This is a genomic window from Roseateles sp. 22389 (genome assembly GCF_052044995.1).
GTDB lineage: Bacteria > Pseudomonadota > Gammaproteobacteria > Burkholderiales > Burkholderiaceae_C > Roseateles.
The window spans coordinates 292845-310144 of the sequence record NZ_JBQEOF010000001.1; the positions used below are offsets into that span (position 1 = coordinate 292845).

The 17300-nt window shown below is 68.3% G+C and carries 17 protein-coding genes; 15 read left to right on the plus strand and 2 right to left on the minus strand.

Features of this window, described 5'->3' with window-relative positions; genetic code table 11:
* Positions 1 to 127 precede the first annotated feature (127 nt).
* Complete coding sequence (locus tag ACTJKJ_RS01290) at positions 128 to 1252, plus strand: MraY family glycosyltransferase (RefSeq protein WP_343603739.1); 1125 nt, start codon at positions 128 to 130, stop codon at positions 1250 to 1252.
* A gap of 107 nt (positions 1253 to 1359) precedes the next feature.
* Positions 1360 to 2889, plus strand: coding sequence for a DEAD/DEAH box helicase (locus ACTJKJ_RS01295; protein ID WP_440819354.1), 1530 nt, complete (start codon positions 1360 to 1362; stop codon positions 2887 to 2889).
* Between the two features lie 125 nt (positions 2890 to 3014).
* On the opposite strand, the gene ACTJKJ_RS01300 is transcribed toward ACTJKJ_RS01295, so the two are convergent.
* Together ACTJKJ_RS01300 and ACTJKJ_RS01305 are read right to left on the minus strand one after the other, a co-directional pair.
* A complete protein-coding gene (locus ACTJKJ_RS01300; protein WP_440819355.1) occupies positions 3015 to 3806 on the minus strand; it encodes an SAM-dependent methyltransferase in 792 nt (263 codons plus the stop codon).
* A 37-nt stretch (positions 3807 to 3843) separates the two neighbouring features.
* On the minus strand, positions 3844 to 4446 hold the full coding sequence (locus tag ACTJKJ_RS01305; RefSeq protein ID WP_440819356.1) for a Maf family nucleotide pyrophosphatase: 603 nt from the start codon (positions 4444 to 4446) through the stop codon (positions 3844 to 3846).
* A 50-nt stretch (positions 4447 to 4496) separates the two neighbouring features.
* Here ACTJKJ_RS01305 and ACTJKJ_RS01310 point away from each other — a divergent pair, with 50 nt between their 5' ends.
* From ACTJKJ_RS01310 to ACTJKJ_RS01370, 13 genes are all read left to right on the plus strand, one after another.
* Complete coding sequence (locus tag ACTJKJ_RS01310; RefSeq protein WP_091726673.1) at positions 4497 to 5057, plus strand: YceD family protein; 561 nt, start codon at positions 4497 to 4499, stop codon at positions 5055 to 5057.
* A 276-nt stretch (positions 5058 to 5333) separates the two neighbouring features.
* Positions 5334 to 5519, plus strand: coding sequence for a 50S ribosomal protein L32 (gene rpmF, locus ACTJKJ_RS01315; protein WP_091726670.1), 186 nt, complete (start codon positions 5334 to 5336; stop codon positions 5517 to 5519).
* A 246-nt stretch (positions 5520 to 5765) separates the two neighbouring features.
* Positions 5766 to 6899 carry a phosphate acyltransferase PlsX gene (plsX, locus tag ACTJKJ_RS01320; RefSeq protein ID WP_091726665.1) on the plus strand — a complete coding sequence of 378 codons (1134 nt, stop codon included), beginning with the start codon at positions 5766 to 5768 and terminating at the stop codon, positions 6897 to 6899.
* A complete protein-coding gene (locus ACTJKJ_RS01325; RefSeq protein WP_183482315.1) occupies positions 6896 to 7885 on the plus strand; it encodes a beta-ketoacyl-ACP synthase III in 990 nt (329 codons plus the stop codon). Before plsX ends, ACTJKJ_RS01325 begins: the two co-directional genes overlap by 4 nt.
* Before the next feature lie 164 nt (positions 7886 to 8049).
* Entirely contained in the window at positions 8050 to 8991 is a 942-nt protein-coding gene (gene fabD, locus ACTJKJ_RS01330; protein WP_440819357.1) for an ACP S-malonyltransferase, read from the plus strand.
* Positions 8992 to 9041: 50 nt separating this feature from the next.
* Entirely contained in the window at positions 9042 to 9779 is a 738-nt protein-coding gene (fabG, locus tag ACTJKJ_RS01335; protein WP_091726651.1) for a 3-oxoacyl-ACP reductase FabG, read from the plus strand.
* A 183-nt stretch (positions 9780 to 9962) separates the two neighbouring features.
* On the plus strand, positions 9963 to 10202 hold the full coding sequence (gene acpP / locus ACTJKJ_RS01340) for an acyl carrier protein (protein ID WP_058936430.1): 240 nt from the start codon (positions 9963 to 9965) through the stop codon (positions 10200 to 10202).
* Between the two features lie 9 nt (positions 10203 to 10211).
* Positions 10212 to 11459, plus strand: coding sequence for a beta-ketoacyl-ACP synthase II (fabF, locus tag ACTJKJ_RS01345; RefSeq protein WP_440819358.1), 1248 nt, complete (start codon positions 10212 to 10214; stop codon positions 11457 to 11459).
* Positions 11460 to 11488: 29 nt separating this feature from the next.
* Positions 11489 to 11968 (plus strand): hypothetical protein, encoded by a 480-nt coding sequence (locus ACTJKJ_RS01350; RefSeq protein WP_440819359.1) that lies wholly within the window; start codon positions 11489 to 11491, stop codon positions 11966 to 11968.
* A gap of 69 nt (positions 11969 to 12037) precedes the next feature.
* Complete coding sequence (locus ACTJKJ_RS01355) at positions 12038 to 13552, plus strand: DegQ family serine endoprotease (protein WP_440819360.1); 1515 nt, start codon at positions 12038 to 12040, stop codon at positions 13550 to 13552.
* A gap of 543 nt (positions 13553 to 14095) precedes the next feature.
* The gene (gene lepA / locus ACTJKJ_RS01360; RefSeq protein WP_423594936.1) at positions 14096 to 15904 is read left to right on the plus strand and encodes a translation elongation factor 4; all 1809 of its coding nucleotides are present in this window, start codon (positions 14096 to 14098) and stop codon (positions 15902 to 15904) included.
* On the plus strand, positions 15901 to 16881 hold the full coding sequence (gene lepB, locus ACTJKJ_RS01365; RefSeq protein WP_343603706.1) for a signal peptidase I: 981 nt from the start codon (positions 15901 to 15903) through the stop codon (positions 16879 to 16881). The genes lepA and lepB overlap by 4 nt, the downstream gene beginning before the upstream one ends.
* Positions 16882 to 16940: 59 nt before the next feature.
* Complete coding sequence (locus ACTJKJ_RS01370; protein ID WP_297383112.1) at positions 16941 to 17297, plus strand: DUF4845 domain-containing protein; 357 nt, start codon at positions 16941 to 16943, stop codon at positions 17295 to 17297.
* The last annotated feature ends 3 nt before the right edge of the window (positions 17298 to 17300 follow it).

Genomic DNA, 17300 nt, shown 5'->3' on the forward strand with positions numbered 1-17300 from the left:
TGAAAGGGAGAGCCGCCCCGATGTGCCTTGTGGCAAGGGGTGTCGGGGCGGCCAGCGCGGCATTCTATGGCAGCGCTGTTGCGCCAAAACCGCCGAGGACCGGAAGCCGATCGTTACACTGCCGGCCATGTTGTATTTGCTCATCCCGTTTGCACTGGCGGCGGCGATCACGTTGTACGTCGTGCATTCGTCGACCGTGCACGGGCATCTGTCTGCCGATCATGACCTCTCCGGCCCCCAGAAGTTCCACGCCCGGCCCGTGCCGCGCATTGGTGGCGTCGGCATCTTCGTTGGTCTGGTCGGCATGGTGGCGCTTGCCTGGTTCCTCAAGCATCCCCAAGCCAAGACCGGCCTGCTGCTGCTCCTGGCCGGCCTGCCGGCCTTCGGCGCCGGGTTGATCGAGGACTTCACCAAGAAGGTTTCCCCGCGCGAGCGCCTGATCGCCACCGCGGTCTCCGCGGCCCTCGGGTGCTGGCTCCTCCAGGCGACCATCAACCGCACCGACATCCCCGGCCTGGACTTCATCGTCGGCACCACGGTGGGCGCGGTGCTGATCACCGTCTTCGTCGTCGCGGGCGTCGCCAACTCGGTCAACATCATCGACGGCTTCAACGGGCTGTCCTCGATGTGCGTCAGCCTGATGCTGCTGTCGCTGGCCTATGTCGCCTACCAGGTCGGCGATACCGAACTCGCCCTCTGGGCGCTGGCCGGCGTCGGCGCCATCCTCGGCTTCTTCGTCTGGAACTACCCCGCCGGCCTCATCTTCCTGGGCGACGGCGGCGCGTACTTCATGGGCTTCTACCTGGCGGAGATCGCCATCCTGCTGATCCATCGCCATCCGCAGGTCTCGCCGCTGTTCGCGCTGATGGTGTGCATCTATCCGGTGTTCGAGACGGTCTTCTCCATCTACCGTCGCCGCTTCCTGCGCAACACCAGCCCCGGCGATCCGGACGGCATCCATCTGCACTCGCTCATCTACCGTCGCCTGATGCGATGGGCGATTGGCGCACGCGACGCGCGCCTGATGACGCGCCGCAACTCGATGACCGCGCCCTACCTGTGGACGCTGTGCCTCTCGTCGCTGGCGCCGGCGCTGCTGTTCTGGGATTCCACCCCGGCGATCGCCGCCTGCATGGTGCTGTTCGGCGTCGCCTACGTCGCGCTGTACTGGCGCATCGTGCGTTTCCGCACCCCTAAGTGGATGGTGTTCCGCGGCGACCAGCGCAAGCTGACCGACCGCTCGGTGCCCTGATCCGGCAGGCCGATCCTGCACGCCGCGGCCCGCTTCATGCGGTGCTGCACGCGCCGGGATCGGTGGTTTCCCGGGGCTTTCGGGGGCTTGGAGGATAATCCGCGCCCATGACCGAATCCACCCCGACGCCAAGCCCCCGTTTCGACACGCTGCCGCTGGACCCCAAGCTGCTGCGTGCCGTGGCCGACCAGGGCTACGCGACGATGACGCCCATCCAGGCCAAGGCGATCCCGATCGTCCTGTCCGGCAAAGACGTGATGGGCGCCGCTCAGACCGGCACCGGCAAGACCGCCGCGTTCTCCATCCCGCTGCTGCAGCGCATGCTCAAGCACGAGAACGCCTCGATGTCGCCCGCCCGCCACCCGGTGCGCGCCCTCGTGCTGGCCCCGACCCGCGAGCTGGCCGACCAGGTCGCCAACAACGTCAAGGCCTACGCCAAGCACACCAACCTGCGCGTGGCCTGCGTCTTCGGCGGCATCGACATGAAGCCCCAGACGCTGCAGCTCAAGGCCGGCGTCGAGGTGCTGATCGCCACGCCGGGCCGCCTGCTGGACCACATCGAAGCCAAGAACGCGGTGCTCAACCATGTCGAGTACGTGGTGCTCGACGAGGCGGACCGCATGCTGGACATCGGCTTCCTGCCCGACCTGCAGCGCATCCTGAGCTACCTGCCCAAGACGCGCCAGACGCTGCTGTTCTCGGCGACCTTCTCGCCGGAGATCAAGAAGCTCGCGCAGAGCTACCTGCAGGAGCCGGAGTTGGTCGAGGTCGCGCGGCCGAACGCTACGGCGTCCACCGTCGAGCAGCGCTTCTTCAGCGTCGATGACGACGACAAGCGCGCCGCGGTCAAGCAGCTGCTGCGCCAGCGCGAGATCACGCAGTCGATCGTGTTCGTGAACTCCAAGCTGGGCGCCGCGCGCCTGGCCCGCGCCTTCGAGCGCGACGGCCTGAAGACTGCCGCGCTGCACGGCGACAAGTCGCAGGACGAGCGGCTGAAGTCGCTGGAGGCGTTCAAGCGTGGCGAGGTCGAGCTGCTGGTGGCCACCGACGTGGCCGCCCGCGGCCTGGACATCGCCGACCTGCCGGCCGTCTTCAACTTCGACGTGCCCTTCAACGCCGAGGACTACGTGCACCGCATCGGCCGCACCGGCCGCGCGGGCGCCTCGGGCCTGGCCTTCACGCTGGTCACCAAGGCGGACGCCCGCCTGGTCGGCGAGATCGAGAAGCTGATCAAGCGCAAGCTGGACCTGGAGCCGATCGAGCTCGAAGGCGAACGTCGCCGCTTCGATCGCGGCGACCGCGGCGAGCGGTCCGACCGGGGCGAGCGTGGCGGTGACCGCGGTGGCGATCGCGAAGACCGCGGCGAGCGCCGCGACTTCCGCCGCGAGCGCGAGGATCGCCGCGACGAGGCCTACGGCTCGCATGCCTCGGCGCCGCGCGCGCCGCAGCGCCAGGCCTACGATCCGCTGTTCGACAAGCCCTACGAAGTCAGCGAACGCGCCGAGGCGCCGTCCTGGGAGAAGGGGAGCGCGCACGCGCCGCGCAGTGGTCTGTCGGCCAACATCAAGCCGAAGAAGAAGGTGGCGGCGCTGTTCGGCGCCAAGAAGCCGCCGGTCACCGCGGACAGCGAGTCCTGAGCGGCGAACGGGTCCGGGCTCGAGCCCGAGGCCCATGGCTCTGAATGACGAAGGCCGGACCGCCGCGAGGCGTCCGGCCTTTGTTCATGGCGCCTTCGGTTAGCGCCTTCGGTCCGTGCGCTCGATCAGCGCGAGCCCAGGATAGAGAACACCGCCGGTACCTTGTCGGCCAGCGCCTTCGGCGCCTTGCGCCACTGCGCCACCGTGGCGGTGTGGGTCCAGGCGTCCTTCAGGCTGAGGCCGCAGCTCACCGACAGCGCGGTCGTCGGCTTCAGCGTCGCCAGCAGCGCCTGCAGCAACGCGCCGTTGCGATAGGGCGTCTCGATCATCAGCTGGGTCTGCTGGTCCCGGGCGGAGGCCGCTTCCAGCGACTTGATGCGGGTCGCGCGCTCCGCCGCGTCGACCGGCAGGTAACCGACGAAGGCGAAGCTCTGGCCGTTCAAGCCGCTGGCGGCCACCGCCATCAGCAGCGAGCTCGGTCCCGTCAGCGGGACGACCTCCACGCCAGCGGCGTGTGCCGTGGCGACCAGCCGTGCGCCGGGGTCCGCCACCGCGGGCATGCCGGCCTCGGAGATCAACCCCAGGTCGTGGCCGTCCAGCGCCGGTTGCAGCAGTGCTGCCCAGGCCTTGTCCTCGGCGGCCGCGCCCGCTGCAGCGCTCGCCGCCGGAGCGCGACCCTTTGGCGGACGAGGCAGTTCCTCGATCCGCTGCTCCTGCAGCGGCACCGCCAGCGCATGGATCGCGCCGACGCGCTTGAGGAAGGCGCGTGTGGTCTTGGCGTTCTCCGCCGCCCAGTGGGTGATGGCCGCCGCGCGGGCGAGCACCGCGTCGGGCAGCACTTCGCGGAGGTCGACCTCCTGGCCGTCCATGCCGAAATCGAGGGTATTGGGAACGAGGAAGAGGCGGCCGCGGGTCATCGGAAGTCTTTGCAATCAGGGGCGGGAAGCGAGGTGTTCAGGTCAGCAGGCCCAGTACGTCGAGCCCGCCCCGGCGGAGTAGTGCCGCGGTGCGGATCAGCGGCAGGCCGATCAGCGCGGTGGGGTCGTCGGAATCGATGGCCTCGAGCAGCGCGATGCCCAGCCCCTCGGCCTTGGCGCTGCCGGCGCAGTCATACGGTTGCTCGGCGCGGAGGTAGCGCTCGATGTCGGCGTCGCTCAGGTCGCGGAAGCGCACGCGCACCGCCGCCAGGTCCTCGCCGACGAAGCCCGTCGCCGCGCAGACCACCGCGATCGCTGTCTGGAACACGACGGTGCGGCCCCGCATCGCCTGCAACTGCTCGACCGCCCGCTCATGCGTGCCGGGCTTGCCGATCGGCCGGCCCGCCAGGTCCGCGACCTGGTCGGAGCCGATCACCAGCGCCTGCGGAAAGCGCGCGGCCACGGCCTGCGCCTTGGCCAGCGCCAGCCGGCGCGCGAGCGCCTCGGGCGATTCGCCGGCGCGAGGGGCTTCGTCGACCTCGGGCGCCGCGGTCTCGAAGGGCAGCCGCAGGCGCTCCAGCAGTTCGCGCCGGTAGCGGGAGGTGGAGCCCAGGATCAGCGGGCGGGGAAGGGCGGTCATGGGGCGGGATTCTCCCACCCGGGCAGAGCCGGCTCGTACACTTGCGCCCCATGAAACCGCGTTCGTTCGATCCCCTGAAGCTCGATGTCGAGGCCTTCGCCCGGGAGGGCGCCTCGCTCGAGGGCGAGTGGCCCGCCACCAGCCTCCCGCGCCTGGCTGAATCGGCCGCGCCCGAGTCCGATCCCGCCCACTGGCCCCCCGTTCGGTGGACCACCCGGGGGGAGACCCGCACGCCCAAGGGCGGCGAGCCGCAGATCTGGCTCGAGCTCGGCGCCGAGGCGCAGGTCGCGCTGACCTGCCAGCGTTGCCTGAAGCCGGTGCGCGAGGACCTGGCGGTGTCGCGCTGGTTCCGCTTCGTCAAGGACGAGGACATGGCCGCGGAACTGGACATGGACTCGGACGATGACGTGCTCGCGCTGGCGCGCCACCTCAACCTGCGCGAGCTGGTCGAGGACGAGCTGCTGCTGGAGCTGCCGGTGGTCCCGCGTCACGACGAGTGCCCGGAGCCGCTGCCGCACGCCAATGTCGAGGAGGACGAGGCGCCGGAAGAGGAGCGCCCGAACCCGTTCGCCGCGCTGGCCGCCCTCAAGAAGGGTGGCGGCAAGGCTTGAGGCGCGGGACGGGGCGGCTCCGCGCGACCTTGTGCTCGCGAAGCGGCGGCCGATCATGCGACGGGTTCACCGCCCGGATTGCCGCCCGGATGCCCGCTGTGCTATAGTTTCCGGCTTTCCCGGTTCGAAATGGCCGTCCATGTGGGCGGCCCGCCGGGACCGAGGCGTCGGTAGCGGAGCATCCTCGTGGGATCCGCGGCACAGCTCGAGTTCTCTCGAGAGCCCGAGCAAGCCTCGAACCACCGAAGCCAGCCGAAGCCTTTAGGAGAATCAATCATGGCCGTTCAGCAAAACAAGAAGTCCCCGTCGAAGCGTGGCATGCACCGCTCGCACAACGCCCTGGGCACCCCGGGCACCGCGATCGAGCCGACCACCGGTGAAGTGCATCTGCGCCACCACATCAGCCCCAACGGCTTCTATCGTGGCCGCAAGGTGCTGAAGACCAAGGCCGACGCCGCCTGATCGACGCGATCAGCCGGTCAGGAAGCCGCCGCAAGGCGCCTTCCGCCTGGTCCTCACGACAAGAAGAAAGCCCGGTTCAGCGCCTCGCGTTGCCGGGCTTTCGCATTTCCGTCGTCTTCTCACCTTCTTCGCGCGCCCCCGGAATGCCCGGGACGCGTGCGCCGGCTGGGGTCGGCTGTCGCGCACGCTTCTTGCGAGGTCGCTACAGTCGCAGCTTCGACCGGTGATTCTTCCCCTCAGGTTTCGATGACCGCACTTCCCGCCACCCGCTCATCGCCCTCCGCCGAGCCGCTCCGTCTGGCGGTGGATTGCATGGGCGGCGATCACGGCCCCGCCGTGACGCTCCCGGCCTGCCGGGCCTTCCTCGCCGCGCATCCGCAAGCGGAGCTGCTGCTGGTCGGCCTGCCCGAGGCGCTCCAGGAAGCGGCCGCCTGGCCGCGCGTGCGCATCGTCCCCGCCAGCGAGGTCGTCAGCATGGACGACCCGATCGAGGTCGCGCTGCGCCGCAAGAAGGATTCGTCGATGCGCGTGGCGCTCTCGCAGCTCAAGCCGGGCAAGGACGGTTCGCCCGCGCTCGCGCAGGCCTGCGTCTCGGCCGGCAATACCGGCGCGCTGATGGCGGTCGCCAAGTACCTGCTCAAGACGCTCGAAGGCATCGACCGGCCGGCCATCGCCACCGTCATGCCCAACCAGGTGGGCGGCTTCACCACCGTGCTGGACCTCGGGGCCAACGTCGACTGCGGTCCTGAGCACCTGCTGCAGTTCGCCGTCATGGGCAGCGCGCTGGTGTCGGCGGTGGACGGCAAGGAAAACCCGAGCGTCGGCCTGCTGAACATCGGCGAGGAAATGATCAAGGGCAACGAGACGATCAAGCGCGCCGGCGAACTGCTGCGCGAGGTCGCCGCCCATGACCAGCTCAACTTCCACGGCAATGTCGAGGGCAACGACATCTTCAAGGGCACGACCGACGTCGTCGTCTGCGACGGCTTCGTCGGCAATGTCGCGCTGAAGACGGCCGAAGGGCTGGCCAGCATGATCTCCAGCTTCATCAAGGCGGAGTTCACCCGGACCCCCTGGACCAAGCTCATCGCGCTGCTGGCGATGCCGGTGCTGCAGCGCTTCAAGAATCGCGTCGACCACCGCCGCTTCAACGGCGCGGCGCTGCTGGGCCTGCGCGGACTGGTCTTCAAGAGCCACGGCTCGGCCGATGCCTTCGCTTTCGAGCAGGCGTTGAACCGGGCGTATGATGCGGCCCGCAACCGGCTCCTAGACCGGGTTCACGATCGCATCGTCGCGACGCTGCAGGCGCTCCCCGCGCCGGCCAATGAGGAGGGCGTCGATGCTGGAGACCAGGCGGCCGCCGCCGCCCACGCTGCATGACCACTGCTTCCAAGCGCCATACCCGCATCCTCGGCACGGGCAGCTACCTGCCCGCCAACCGCGTCACCAACGCGGCCCTCGCGGAACGCCTCGCCCGCGACGGGATCGAGACCTCCCATGAATGGATCGTCGAGCGCACCGGCATCCACGCCCGTCACTTCGCCGACCCGCAGGTCACCGCCAGCGACCTCGCGCTGCCCGCGTCGCTCGCGGCGCTCGAAGCGGCCGGTGTCCGCGCCGATGAGATCGACCTCATCATCGTCGCCACGTCCACGCCGGACATGGTGTTCCCGTCCACCGCCTGCCTGCTGCAGCAGAAGCTCGGCATCCACGGCTGCGCCGCCTTCGACGTGCAGGCCGTGTGCTCCGGCTTCGTGTACGCGCTGACCGTCGCCGACGCGATGATCAAGAGCGGCGCCGCGACCAAGGCGCTGGTGGTCGGCGCGGAAGTGTTCTCGCGCATCCTCGACTTCAAGGACCGCACCACCTGCGTGCTGTTCGGCGACGGCGCCGGCGCCGTGGTCGTCGGCGCCAGCGACGAGCCCGGCATCCTCGCCAGCGAGCTCCATGCCGACGGCCGCCACGCCGACATCCTCTGCACCCCGGGCACCGTGTCCGGCGGCGAGGTGCTGGGTCACCCGCTGCTGAAGATGGACGGCCAGGCGGTGTTCAAGCTGGCCGTGGGCGTGCTCGAGAAGGTGGCCCGCTCGGTCCTGGACAAGGCCGGCCGCACCGACGCGGACATCGACTGGCTGATCCCCCATCAGGCCAACATCCGGATCATGCAGGGCACGGCCAAGAAGCTGAAGATGTCGCTGGACAAGCTGATCGCGACCGTCGACGAACACGGCAACACCTCCGCCGCTTCGATCCCGCTGGCTTTCGACGTCGCGGTGCGCGCAGGCAAGATCAAGCGCGGCGACACGGTGATGCTGGAAGGCGTCGGCGGTGGTTTCACCTGGGGCGCGGTGCTGCTGGATTACTGATGCCTGCTTGAAGCCGGCTCGTCCGGCCGTCCGGCGTGTCGCCTTGGACGCGACACCGGCCGCTCGGCGGTCGCGTCGTTGCGCGACGAGCGGTGGCCGATCCCCGCGCCGCTCCCTGTTGCCCCTCTGCTCCCTCTGATTCGTTAGCTTCGGACCCAACCGCCATGAGCAAGAACTTCGCATTCGTCTTCCCCGGCCAGGGCTCCCAATCGGTGGGCATGCTGGACGCCTGGGGCGATCACCCGGAAGTCGTCCGCACGCTGGCCGAGGCCTCCGCCGCGCTGGGCGAAGACATCGGCGCGCTGATCAAGAACGGTCCCAAGGAGCAGCTGGACCTGACGACTAACACGCAGCCGGTGATGTTGACCGCCGGCGTCGCCAACTACCGCGCCTGGATCGCCGAGACCGGCCTGGTGCCCGCAGCGGCCGCCGGCCACTCGCTGGGCGAGTACACGGCGCTGGTGGCCGCCGGCGCGCTGAGCCTGTCGGACGCGCTGCCGCTGGTGCGCTTCCGCGCGCAGGCGATGCAGGAAGCCGTGCCGGTCGGCACCGGCGCGATGTCCGCGATCCTGGGCCTGGACGCCGCCGTGGTGCGCGAGGTCTGCCAGCAGGTCGCGGCCGCATCGGGCGAGGTGGTCGAGGCGGTCAACTTCAACGACCCGAAGCAGACGGTGATCGCCGGCTCCAAGGCCGGCGTGGAGAAGGCCAACGAGGCGCTCAAGGCCGCGGGCGCCAAGCGCGCGCTGCCGCTGCCGGTGTCCGCGCCGTTCCACTCCAGCCTGATGAAGCCGGCCGCCGACCGCCTGCGCGAGAAGCTCGCCGCGGTGACCTTCCAGCCGGCCGCCTTCCCGGTGATCAACAACATCGACGTCGCCGTGACCGACGACGCCCAGGCGCTGCGCGACGCGCTCTTCCGCCAGGCCTTCGGCCCGGTGCGCTGGGTCGAGGTGGTGCAGGCGCTCAAGGCGCGCGGCCTGAGCACCGTCATCGAATGCGGCCCGGGCAAGGTGCTGGCCGGCATGGCCAAGCGCATCGATGCCGAACTGGCCAGCGCCACCGTGCTCGACCCGGCCTCGCTGGCCGAGGCCAAGGCCCTGCTGGCCTGAGGCCTGAGGCCCGAACTCCTTTTCCCCGAATCCTTTCCGAGGTTCCCCCCATGTCCGACAACAAGCAAGTGGCGCTGGTGACCGGCGCCAGCCGCGGCATCGGCCGCGCGATCGCGCTGACGCTGGCCCAGAAGGGCTTCGTCGTGATCGGCACCGCGACCAGCGAGTCCGGCGCGCAGGCCATCACCGAGGCGCTGGCGCCGCACGGCGGTCGCGGCGCGGTGCTCAACGTCAATGACGGCGCGGCCGTCGATGCGCTGATCGACGCGATCGTCAAGCAGGACGGCGGCATCCAGGTGCTGGTCAACAACGCCGGCATCACGAAGGACATGCTCGCCATGCGCCTCAAGGACGAGGACTGGGACGCCGTCCTGGACACCAACCTGAAGGCCGTCTTCCGCGCCAGCCGCGCGGTGATGCGGCCGATGATGAAGCAGCGCTACGGCCGCATCGTCAACATCACCTCGGTGGTGGGCGCCTCCGGCAATGCCGGCCAGGCCAACTACGCGGCCGCCAAGGCCGGCGTGGCGGGCATGACGCGTGCCCTCGCACGGGAACTGGGCAGCCGCTCGATCACGGTGAACTGCGTCGCCCCCGGCTTCATCGCCACCGACATGACGGACGTGCTGCCCGAGGCGCAGAAGACCGCGCTGCTGGCGCAGATTCCGGCGGGCCGCCTGGGCGATCCGGCCGAGATCGCGCATGCCGTCGCCTTCCTGGCGTCGCCCGAGGCGGGCTACATCACCGGCGTCGAGCTGCATGTCAACGGCGGCATGTACATGAATTGAGGTGGAAGCCGCCCCTCGCGGGCGGGCCACCCACCGGATTCACCCGGCCGGTGTGGGGCTGATAGAGTGCGAGCGCGCGCCGTATCCATCGAGGAAGGCGCGCCTCGGGAGGTCCGAACTAGGGGCGCCACTCTAAGGCCTTAGAATCCCGGGTTGTTCTAGCAAACCCCTCCTGGAGGAGTCATGAGCGATATCGAAGCACGTGTCAAGAAAATCATCGCCGAGCAACTCGGCGTGCCCGAAGCCGATGTGACCAATGAAAAGGCCTTCGTCGCCGATCTGGGCGCTGATTCTCTGGACACCGTGGAACTGGTGATGGCCCTCGAAGACGAGTTCGGCATCGAGATCCCGGACGAAGAGGCCGAGAAGATCACCACCGTTCAACTGGCGATCGACTACGCGGTCAAGCACCAGAAGGCGTAAGCAAGCAGCATGAGCCGTCGTCGCGTCGTCGTCACCGGTCTCGGCCTGATCTCGCCCGTGGGCAACACGGTCGAGCAGGGCTGGGCCAACATCGTGGCTGGCAAGTCCGGCATCGACACCATCACCCGTTTCGATGCCAGCCCCCTGGCCTGCCATTTCGCTGGCGAGGTCAAGGACTTCAAGGTGGATGACTACATCCCCGCGAAGGAAGCCCGGCACATGGACACGTTCATCCATTACGGGCTGGCGGCCTCGCTGCAGGCGATCCGCGACTCGGGTCTGCCCACCGGCGACGCGCTCAGCCCCGAACTGGCGGAACGCATCGGCGTGCTGGTCGGCTCGGGCATCGGCGGCCTGCCGATGATCGAGGAGACCCACGCGGAACTGACCAATCGCGGCCCGCGCCGCATCAGTCCGTTCTTCGTGCCGGCGTCGATCATCAACATGATCTCGGGCCACGTCTCGATCCAGTGCGGGTTCAAGGGCCCGAACCTGGCGATCGTGACGGCGTGCACGACGGGGCTGCACAGCATCGGCCAGGCCGGCCGCATGATCGAGGCGGGTGACGCCGACGTCATGGTCGCCGGCGGCTCGGAGTCGACGGTGTCGCCGCTGGGTGTCGGCGGTTTCGCCGCGGCCCGCGCGCTGTCCACCCGCAACGACGACCCGAAGACCGCGTCCCGTCCCTGGGACAAGGATCGCGACGGCTTCGTGCTGGGCGAGGGCGCCGGTGTGCTGGTGCTCGAGGAGTACGAGCACGCCAAGAAGCGCGGCGCGAAGATCTACGCGGAACTGGTGGGCTTCGGCATGAGCGCCGACGCGTACCACATGACCGCGCCCGACGTGGACGGCCCGACGCGCTCGATGCGCAACGCGCTGCGCAACGCGGGCCTGAACGCGGACCAGATCCAGTACATGAACGCGCACGGCACATCCACGCCGCTGGGCGACGCCAACGAAACCAACGCGATCAAACAGGCCTTCGGCGCGTATGCGAAGAATGGCCTGGTGGTGTCGTCGACGAAGTCGATGACCGGCCACCTGCTGGGCGGTGCGGGCGGCATCGAGTCCGTCTTCACCGTCAAGGCGCTCCACGACCAGGTCGCTCCGCCAACGATCAACATCTTCAACCAGGATCCCGAGTGCGACCTGGACTATTGCGCCAATGAGGCGCGGAAGATGCCGATCGAGTACGCCGCGAAGAACAACTTCGGCTTCGGCGGCACGAACGGCACGCTGATCTTCAAGCGGGTCTGATCCAGGCCCCTCGACACGGGCGGCGACCGATGACGCCGGACCGATCGACACCACGCCGGGCTGCTGCCCGGCGTTTTTCATTGCCGCGCGATGCGCGCTGGGAGCGCCTGCAGCGCGCCGTGCTGGCCGCAGGTAGCGCCGCAGCCGTGGCCGCCGTGCTGCGGCAGGCGGGTTTCTTCGCGCAGGCGTCAGACCTCGCGATGCTGCTCGGCCCCCTGGGCATTGCGCTCGCGGCTGCGGCACTACCGGTCCGTGAGCGCGCCCCGGACGTCCTGCGGTGGGACGGCGCGCAATGGTGGTGGCTGCGGGCGGGCGAGCCGCTTGCCGTCACGCCGGACGTCTTCATCGACATCGAACGGTGGATGCTGCTGCGGCTGAGCCCCGTTGTGGCGGCCGACGGCGCCCTCCGCCGAGGCCGGCAGCCGGTGCGCTGGATCGCCGCCTCGCGCGGCGCGCTCGGCGCCCAATGGACGCTGCTGCGGCTTCACCTGTTCCTCGCTCGAGGCTGACTCATGCCCGTTTCGAAATGCGGGCATGATGTGAGCCTTTCGACCCTGCATCGCCACCTGCGAGTGTTCATGCCCAACTCCGATCGTTCCCGCATCCCTTCACGTCTTGCCCTGGCGATCGCCGGCGCCGCCCTGATGAGCGGGTCGCTGGGCGTCAGCGCCCAGACCGCGACGAAGCCCGCGACCCCCGCCGCCGTGCCGGTCGCCACGCCCGATCTGGCGCGCGCGCTGCCCGACTTCAGCGCCCTGGTGGAGCAGGCCGGGCCGGCTGTCGTCAATATCCGGACCTCGGAGAAGGTCAAGGTCGCGAATGCGCAGGTCGATGAACAGATGCGCGAACTGCTGCGCCGTTTCGGCATCCCGGTGCCGCCGCAGCGCCGCACGCCGCCTGGCGCCACCCCCGCGCCGGCACCGGACGACGACGAGGATGACGACGCGCCGCAGCGTCGCGGCCTCGGTTCGGGCTTCGTGATCGGAGCCGACGGCTTCGTGATGACCAATGCCCATGTCGTCGACGACGCCGACGAGGTCATGGTCACGCTGACCGACAAGCGTGAGTTCAAGGCCAAGGTCGTGGGCCTGGATCGCCGCACCGACGTCGCCGTGCTGAAGATCGAGGCGAGCAACCTGCCGCTGCTGCGGATGGGGGATGTCGGCAAGCTCAAGGTCGGCGAATGGGTCATGGCCATCGGCTCGCCTTTCGGCTTCGACAACACGGTGACGGCCGGCATCGTCAGCGCCAAGGCGCGCGACACCGGTGACCTGCTGCCGCTGATCCAGACCGACGTCGCCATCAACCCCGGCAACTCCGGGGGGCCGCTGCTCAACTTGCGTGGCGAGGTGGTGGGCATCAACTCGCAGATCTACAGCCAGTCGGGCGGGTTCATGGGGATCTCGTTCGCGATCCCGATCGACGAGGCGATGCGCGTGGCCGATCAGCTCCGCGCCAGCGGACGGGTGACGCGCGGCATGCTGGGCGTGTATCCGGACGACGTCAGCAAGGAGGTCGCCGAGGCCATCGGCCTGGGCAAGCCGCAGGGCGCGCTGATCAGTCGCATCACGCCGGCGGGTCCCGGCGAGAAGGCTGGCCTCCAACTGGGCGACGTGATCACCAAGTTCGACGGGAAGACCGTGGAGAAGGCGGTCGACCTGCGTCGGCTTGCCGCCGCGACCAAGCCGGGCACGAAGGTGCCGCTGCAGGTGTTCCGCCGCGGCGCCTACAAGGACCTGGTCGCGACGCTCGATGCGCTGCCGGATGACCGCACGCCCGCCGCGCCGGAGGCTGAAACGCCGGCCGCCACCGGCGCGCAGGCCTGGGGCCTGACCGTCAGCGAGCTCAGCGAAGCGCAGCGCAAGGAACTGAAGGTGGACGGCGGCTTGCGCATCGACACGGCCGAGGGGCCGGCGGCGCGCGCAGGCCTGAAGGCCGGCGACGTGATCCTCTCGGCCAACAACGCCGAGGTGAAGACCATCAAGCAATTCCAGGCGGCGCTGGCGAAGGTCGAGAAGGGGAAATCGCTGCAGATGCTCGTCCGCCGCGGCGAGGTCGCCACCTACGTCGTGATCAAGCCGGGCAAGGGTTGAGCGCCGCCAGCGTCAACCCAGCGCCGGCCTGGGGCTTTCCGCAATGCGGAATCCCAGGCCGGTGATTCGTGACGCGCGGCACGTCCGGCCGTCGGTTGGTGCTTGCTAACGGCTGTGACCAAGGCGAGGCATTGGTGCCTCGCTCCGCTACAATCCGGGCGCGTTCGGGCAGCTTTGTCGCTGTTCCGACGGTGAATCGGAAGGCTCCATTTTGATGGGCTCAGCGATCCACAGGATGCCCCCAAGTTTTGTGGATAACCTGTGCATGAAATCGCTGTTGGCGAAGGGCAACGCGCGAGAAGCTCGCATCCATGCGGTTTCCAGGGCGGGGCTTTTGGCTACAATGAAAGCCCAACAAGCAGTTGCCATACGTTTTGTTGGAAGGCGCGTCACCGTTTCGACGTGCCTTTTTTTTATGTCCTGTTCGGGTCCTGAGAAGGACCGTGCAACACCGCCCGACCGACCGTCCGCAGCGTCGTCTCAGCGTGCCCCGCTCGAGGGCCGCTGGCGTGGCGGGCGAGTTCGCGGTCTCCGTCCGAGTCCATGAACCACATCCGCAATTTCTCGATCATTGCCCACATCGACCACGGCAAGAGCACGCTGGCCGACCGGATCATCCAGCGCTGCGGAGGGCTGTCCGACCGGGAGATGGAAGCGCAGGTGCTGGACTCGATGGACATCGAGCGCGAGCGCGGCATCACGATCAAGGCCCAGACCGCCGCGCTGCAGTACAAGGCGCGCGACGGACAGGTCTACAACCTGAACCTGATCGACACCCCCGGGCACGTGGACTTCTCCTATGAGGTGAGCCGCTCGCTGTCCGCCTGCGAGGGCGCGCTGCTGGTGGTGGACGCGAGCCAGGGCGTCGAGGCCCAGACGGTGGCGAACTGCTACACCGCGCTGGAGCTGGGCGTGGAGGTGATCCCGGTCCTGAACAAGATGGACCTGCCGCAGGCCAATCCGGACGGCGCCAAGGCGGAGATCGAGGACGTCATCGGCATCGACGCGACCGACGCGATCCCGTGCTCGGCCAAGACCGGCATGGGCATCGACGACATCCTCGAGGCCGTCATCGCCCGCATGCCGCCGCCCAAGGGCGTGGTCGAGGCGCCGCTGCGCGCGATGATCATCGACTCGTGGTTCGACAACTACGTCGGCGTCGTGATGCTGGTGCGCGTCGTCGACGGCACGCTGAAGAAGGGCGAGCGCATCCGGATGATGGCCACCAACGCCGTCTACCCGGCCGAGCACCTGGGCGTGTTCACGCCGAAGTCGGAGAACCGCGACCAGCTGAACGCCGGCGAGGTCGGCTTCATCATCGCCGGCATCAAGGAGCTGGCCGCGGCGAAGGTGGGCGACACCATCACGCTGGAAAAGAAGCTGCCCAACAACCTCGGCCCCGCCGCCGAGGCGCTGCCCGGCTTCAAGGAGATCCAGCCCCAGGTCTTCGCCGGCCTGTACCCGACCGAGGCGAGCGAGTACGACCAGCTGCGCGACGCGCTGGAAAAGCTCAAGCTGAACGACGCCTCGCTGCGCTTCGAGCCGGAAGTCTCGCAGGCGCTGGGCTTCGGCTTCCGCTGCGGCTTCCTGGGTCTGTTGCACATGGAGATCGTGCAGGAGCGCCTGGAGCGCGAATTCGACCAGGACCTGATCACCACCGCGCCGAGCGTGGTGTACGAAGTCCAGTTGGGCGACGGCGAGGTGATCGAGGTCGAGAACCCGTCCAAGATGCCCGAGCAGAGCAAGATCGGCGAGATCCGCGAGCCGATCGTGACGGTCCACCTGTACATGCCGCAGGAATACGTCGGCCCGGTGATGACGCTGGCCAACCAGAAGCGCGGCGTGCAGCTGAACATGGCGTACCACGGCCGCCAGGTCATGCTGACCTACGAGATCCCGCTGGCCGAGATCGTGCTGGACTTCTTCGACAAGCTGAAGTCGGTCTCGCGCGGCTACGCGTCGATGGACTACGAGTTCAAGGAATACCGCGCCTCCGACGTCGTCAAGGTCGACATGCTGATCAACGGCGACCGGATCGATGCGCTGTCGCTGATCGTGCACCGCTCGCAGTCCCAGTTCCGCGGCCGCCAGGTGGCCGCGAAGATGCGCGAGATCATCCCGCGCCAGATGTACGACGTGGCGATCCAGGCGGCCATCGGCGCCAACATCATCTCGCGCGAGAACATCAAGGCGCTGCGCAAGAACGTGCTGGCAAAATGCTACGGCGGTGACATCACCCGCAAGCGCAAGCTGCTGGAGAAGCAGAAGGCCGGCAAGAAGCGCATGAAGCAAATCGGTTCGGTGGAGGTGCCGCAAGAAGCCTTCCTGGCCATCCTCCAAGTCGAAGAATGAAAGCCATGAGCGCATTGACCGGGCTGCTGTACGCCGCCCTGATCGCCTACCTGGGCGGCTGGTACACGGGCTACTGGAACGGCAACTTCTCGCTGCTGCTGCTGATCCTCACCACGGTGACGCTGGCCTACTGGCTGGCCGAGCGCTTCCACTTCGAGCCCGCGCGCCGTCGCGCCGCGGTCCGCCTGGGCGAGAGCGACGCGGCGCGTCGAGCCTCGCTGGCCGCGCAGGGCATCCAGCGCGTCGATGGCGACGTGGAAGGCGCCCGGGAGGAACTGCTGCGCCAGCCCTGGTGGCTGGACTGGACCGCCGGCCTGTTCCCGGTGATCCTGATCGTGTTCCTGCTGCGCTCGTTCATGTTCGAGCCGTTCAAGATCCCCTCGGGCTCGATGGTGCCGACGCTGCTGATCGGCGACCTGATCCTGGTGAACAAGTACCACTACGGCATCCGTCTGCCGGTGATCAACAAGAAGATCATCAGCAACAACGATGTGCAGCGTGGCGACGTGGTCGTGTTCCGCTTCCCGCAGAACCCCAGCGTCGACTACATCAAGCGCGCCGTCGGCCTGCCCGGCGACGAGATCGCCTACCTCAACCAGAAGCTGTACCTCAACGGCAAGCTGGTGGAGACCGTCTCGCAGGGCGAGTACTTCGACGAGGATCCGGGCTCGATGCGTTTCCGTCCGCGCTTCACCGAGAAGCTGGGCGCGGTCGAGCACCAGATCCTGGTCGCCCCGGAGTCGCCGGGCGTCATCCGCAAGCAGTGGGACTTCCCGTACAGCGAGAACTGCACCTACACGGCCGAGGGCGTGACCTGCAAGGTGCCGGCCGGTCATTACTTCATGATGGGCGACAACCGCGACAACTCCCAGGATTCCCGCTTCTGGGGATTCGTGCCGGATGAGAACATCGTCGGACGCGCCTTCGTGGTGTGGATGAACTTCGGCAACCTGAAGCGCATCGGCAGCATCCACTGAGGCGGCGCCGGCGACGATCGACTACTCTGTTCCAACGACTATTTGCGGAGCGACGCGTGATGAGGGCACGGAAGATTCAACGGGGCATCAGCCTGCTGGGACTGCTGTTCTGGGCGGTGATCATTGGCGGCGGATCGGTGATCCTGCTGCGGGTGGTGCCGACCGTGATGGAGTACTACACGATCCAGCGCGCGATCGACAAGATCGCCAAGGATGGCCCGTCCACCGTGGCGGCGGCGCGTGACTCGTTCGAGCGCACCAAGCAGATCGAATACTCGATCGTCAGCATCGAGCCCAAGGACCTGAACATCACCAAGGTCGACGACAAGGTGAAGATCAGCTTCGCGTACGACAAGGAAGTGCCCCTGTTCGGCCCGGCCTTCCTGCTGATCAAGTACAAAGGCGAGTCGCACTGACCC

Coding starts and splice junctions, on each gene's coding strand:
- rpmF (WP_091726670.1), top strand. CDS start 5,334: ATGGCCGTTCAGCAAAACAAGAAGTCCCCGTCGAAGCGTGGCATGCAC.
- ACTJKJ_RS01350 (WP_440819359.1), top strand. CDS start 11,489: ATGACGCCGGACCGATCGACACCACGCCGGGCTGCTGCCCGGCGTTTT.
- ACTJKJ_RS01305 (WP_440819356.1), bottom strand. CDS start 4,446: ATGACCGCCCTTCCCCGCCCGCTGATCCTGGGCTCCACCTCCCGCTAC.
- ACTJKJ_RS01370 (WP_297383112.1), top strand. CDS start 16,941: ATGAGGGCACGGAAGATTCAACGGGGCATCAGCCTGCTGGGACTGCTG.
- ACTJKJ_RS01295 (WP_440819354.1), top strand. CDS start 1,360: ATGACCGAATCCACCCCGACGCCAAGCCCCCGTTTCGACACGCTGCCG.
- plsX (WP_091726665.1), top strand. CDS start 5,766: ATGACCGCACTTCCCGCCACCCGCTCATCGCCCTCCGCCGAGCCGCTC.
- ACTJKJ_RS01310 (WP_091726673.1), top strand. CDS start 4,497: ATGAAACCGCGTTCGTTCGATCCCCTGAAGCTCGATGTCGAGGCCTTC.
- ACTJKJ_RS01290 (WP_343603739.1), top strand. CDS start 128: ATGTTGTATTTGCTCATCCCGTTTGCACTGGCGGCGGCGATCACGTTG.
- fabD (WP_440819357.1), top strand. CDS start 8,050: ATGAGCAAGAACTTCGCATTCGTCTTCCCCGGCCAGGGCTCCCAATCG.
- acpP (WP_058936430.1), top strand. CDS start 9,963: ATGAGCGATATCGAAGCACGTGTCAAGAAAATCATCGCCGAGCAACTC.
- lepB (WP_343603706.1), top strand. CDS start 15,901: ATGAAAGCCATGAGCGCATTGACCGGGCTGCTGTACGCCGCCCTGATC.
- ACTJKJ_RS01325 (WP_183482315.1), top strand. CDS start 6,896: ATGACCACTGCTTCCAAGCGCCATACCCGCATCCTCGGCACGGGCAGC.
- fabF (WP_440819358.1), top strand. CDS start 10,212: ATGAGCCGTCGTCGCGTCGTCGTCACCGGTCTCGGCCTGATCTCGCCC.
- fabG (WP_091726651.1), top strand. CDS start 9,042: ATGTCCGACAACAAGCAAGTGGCGCTGGTGACCGGCGCCAGCCGCGGC.
- ACTJKJ_RS01355 (WP_440819360.1), top strand. CDS start 12,038: ATGCCCAACTCCGATCGTTCCCGCATCCCTTCACGTCTTGCCCTGGCG.
- ACTJKJ_RS01300 (WP_440819355.1), bottom strand. CDS start 3,806: ATGACCCGCGGCCGCCTCTTCCTCGTTCCCAATACCCTCGATTTCGGC.
- lepA (WP_423594936.1), top strand. CDS start 14,096: ATGAACCACATCCGCAATTTCTCGATCATTGCCCACATCGACCACGGC.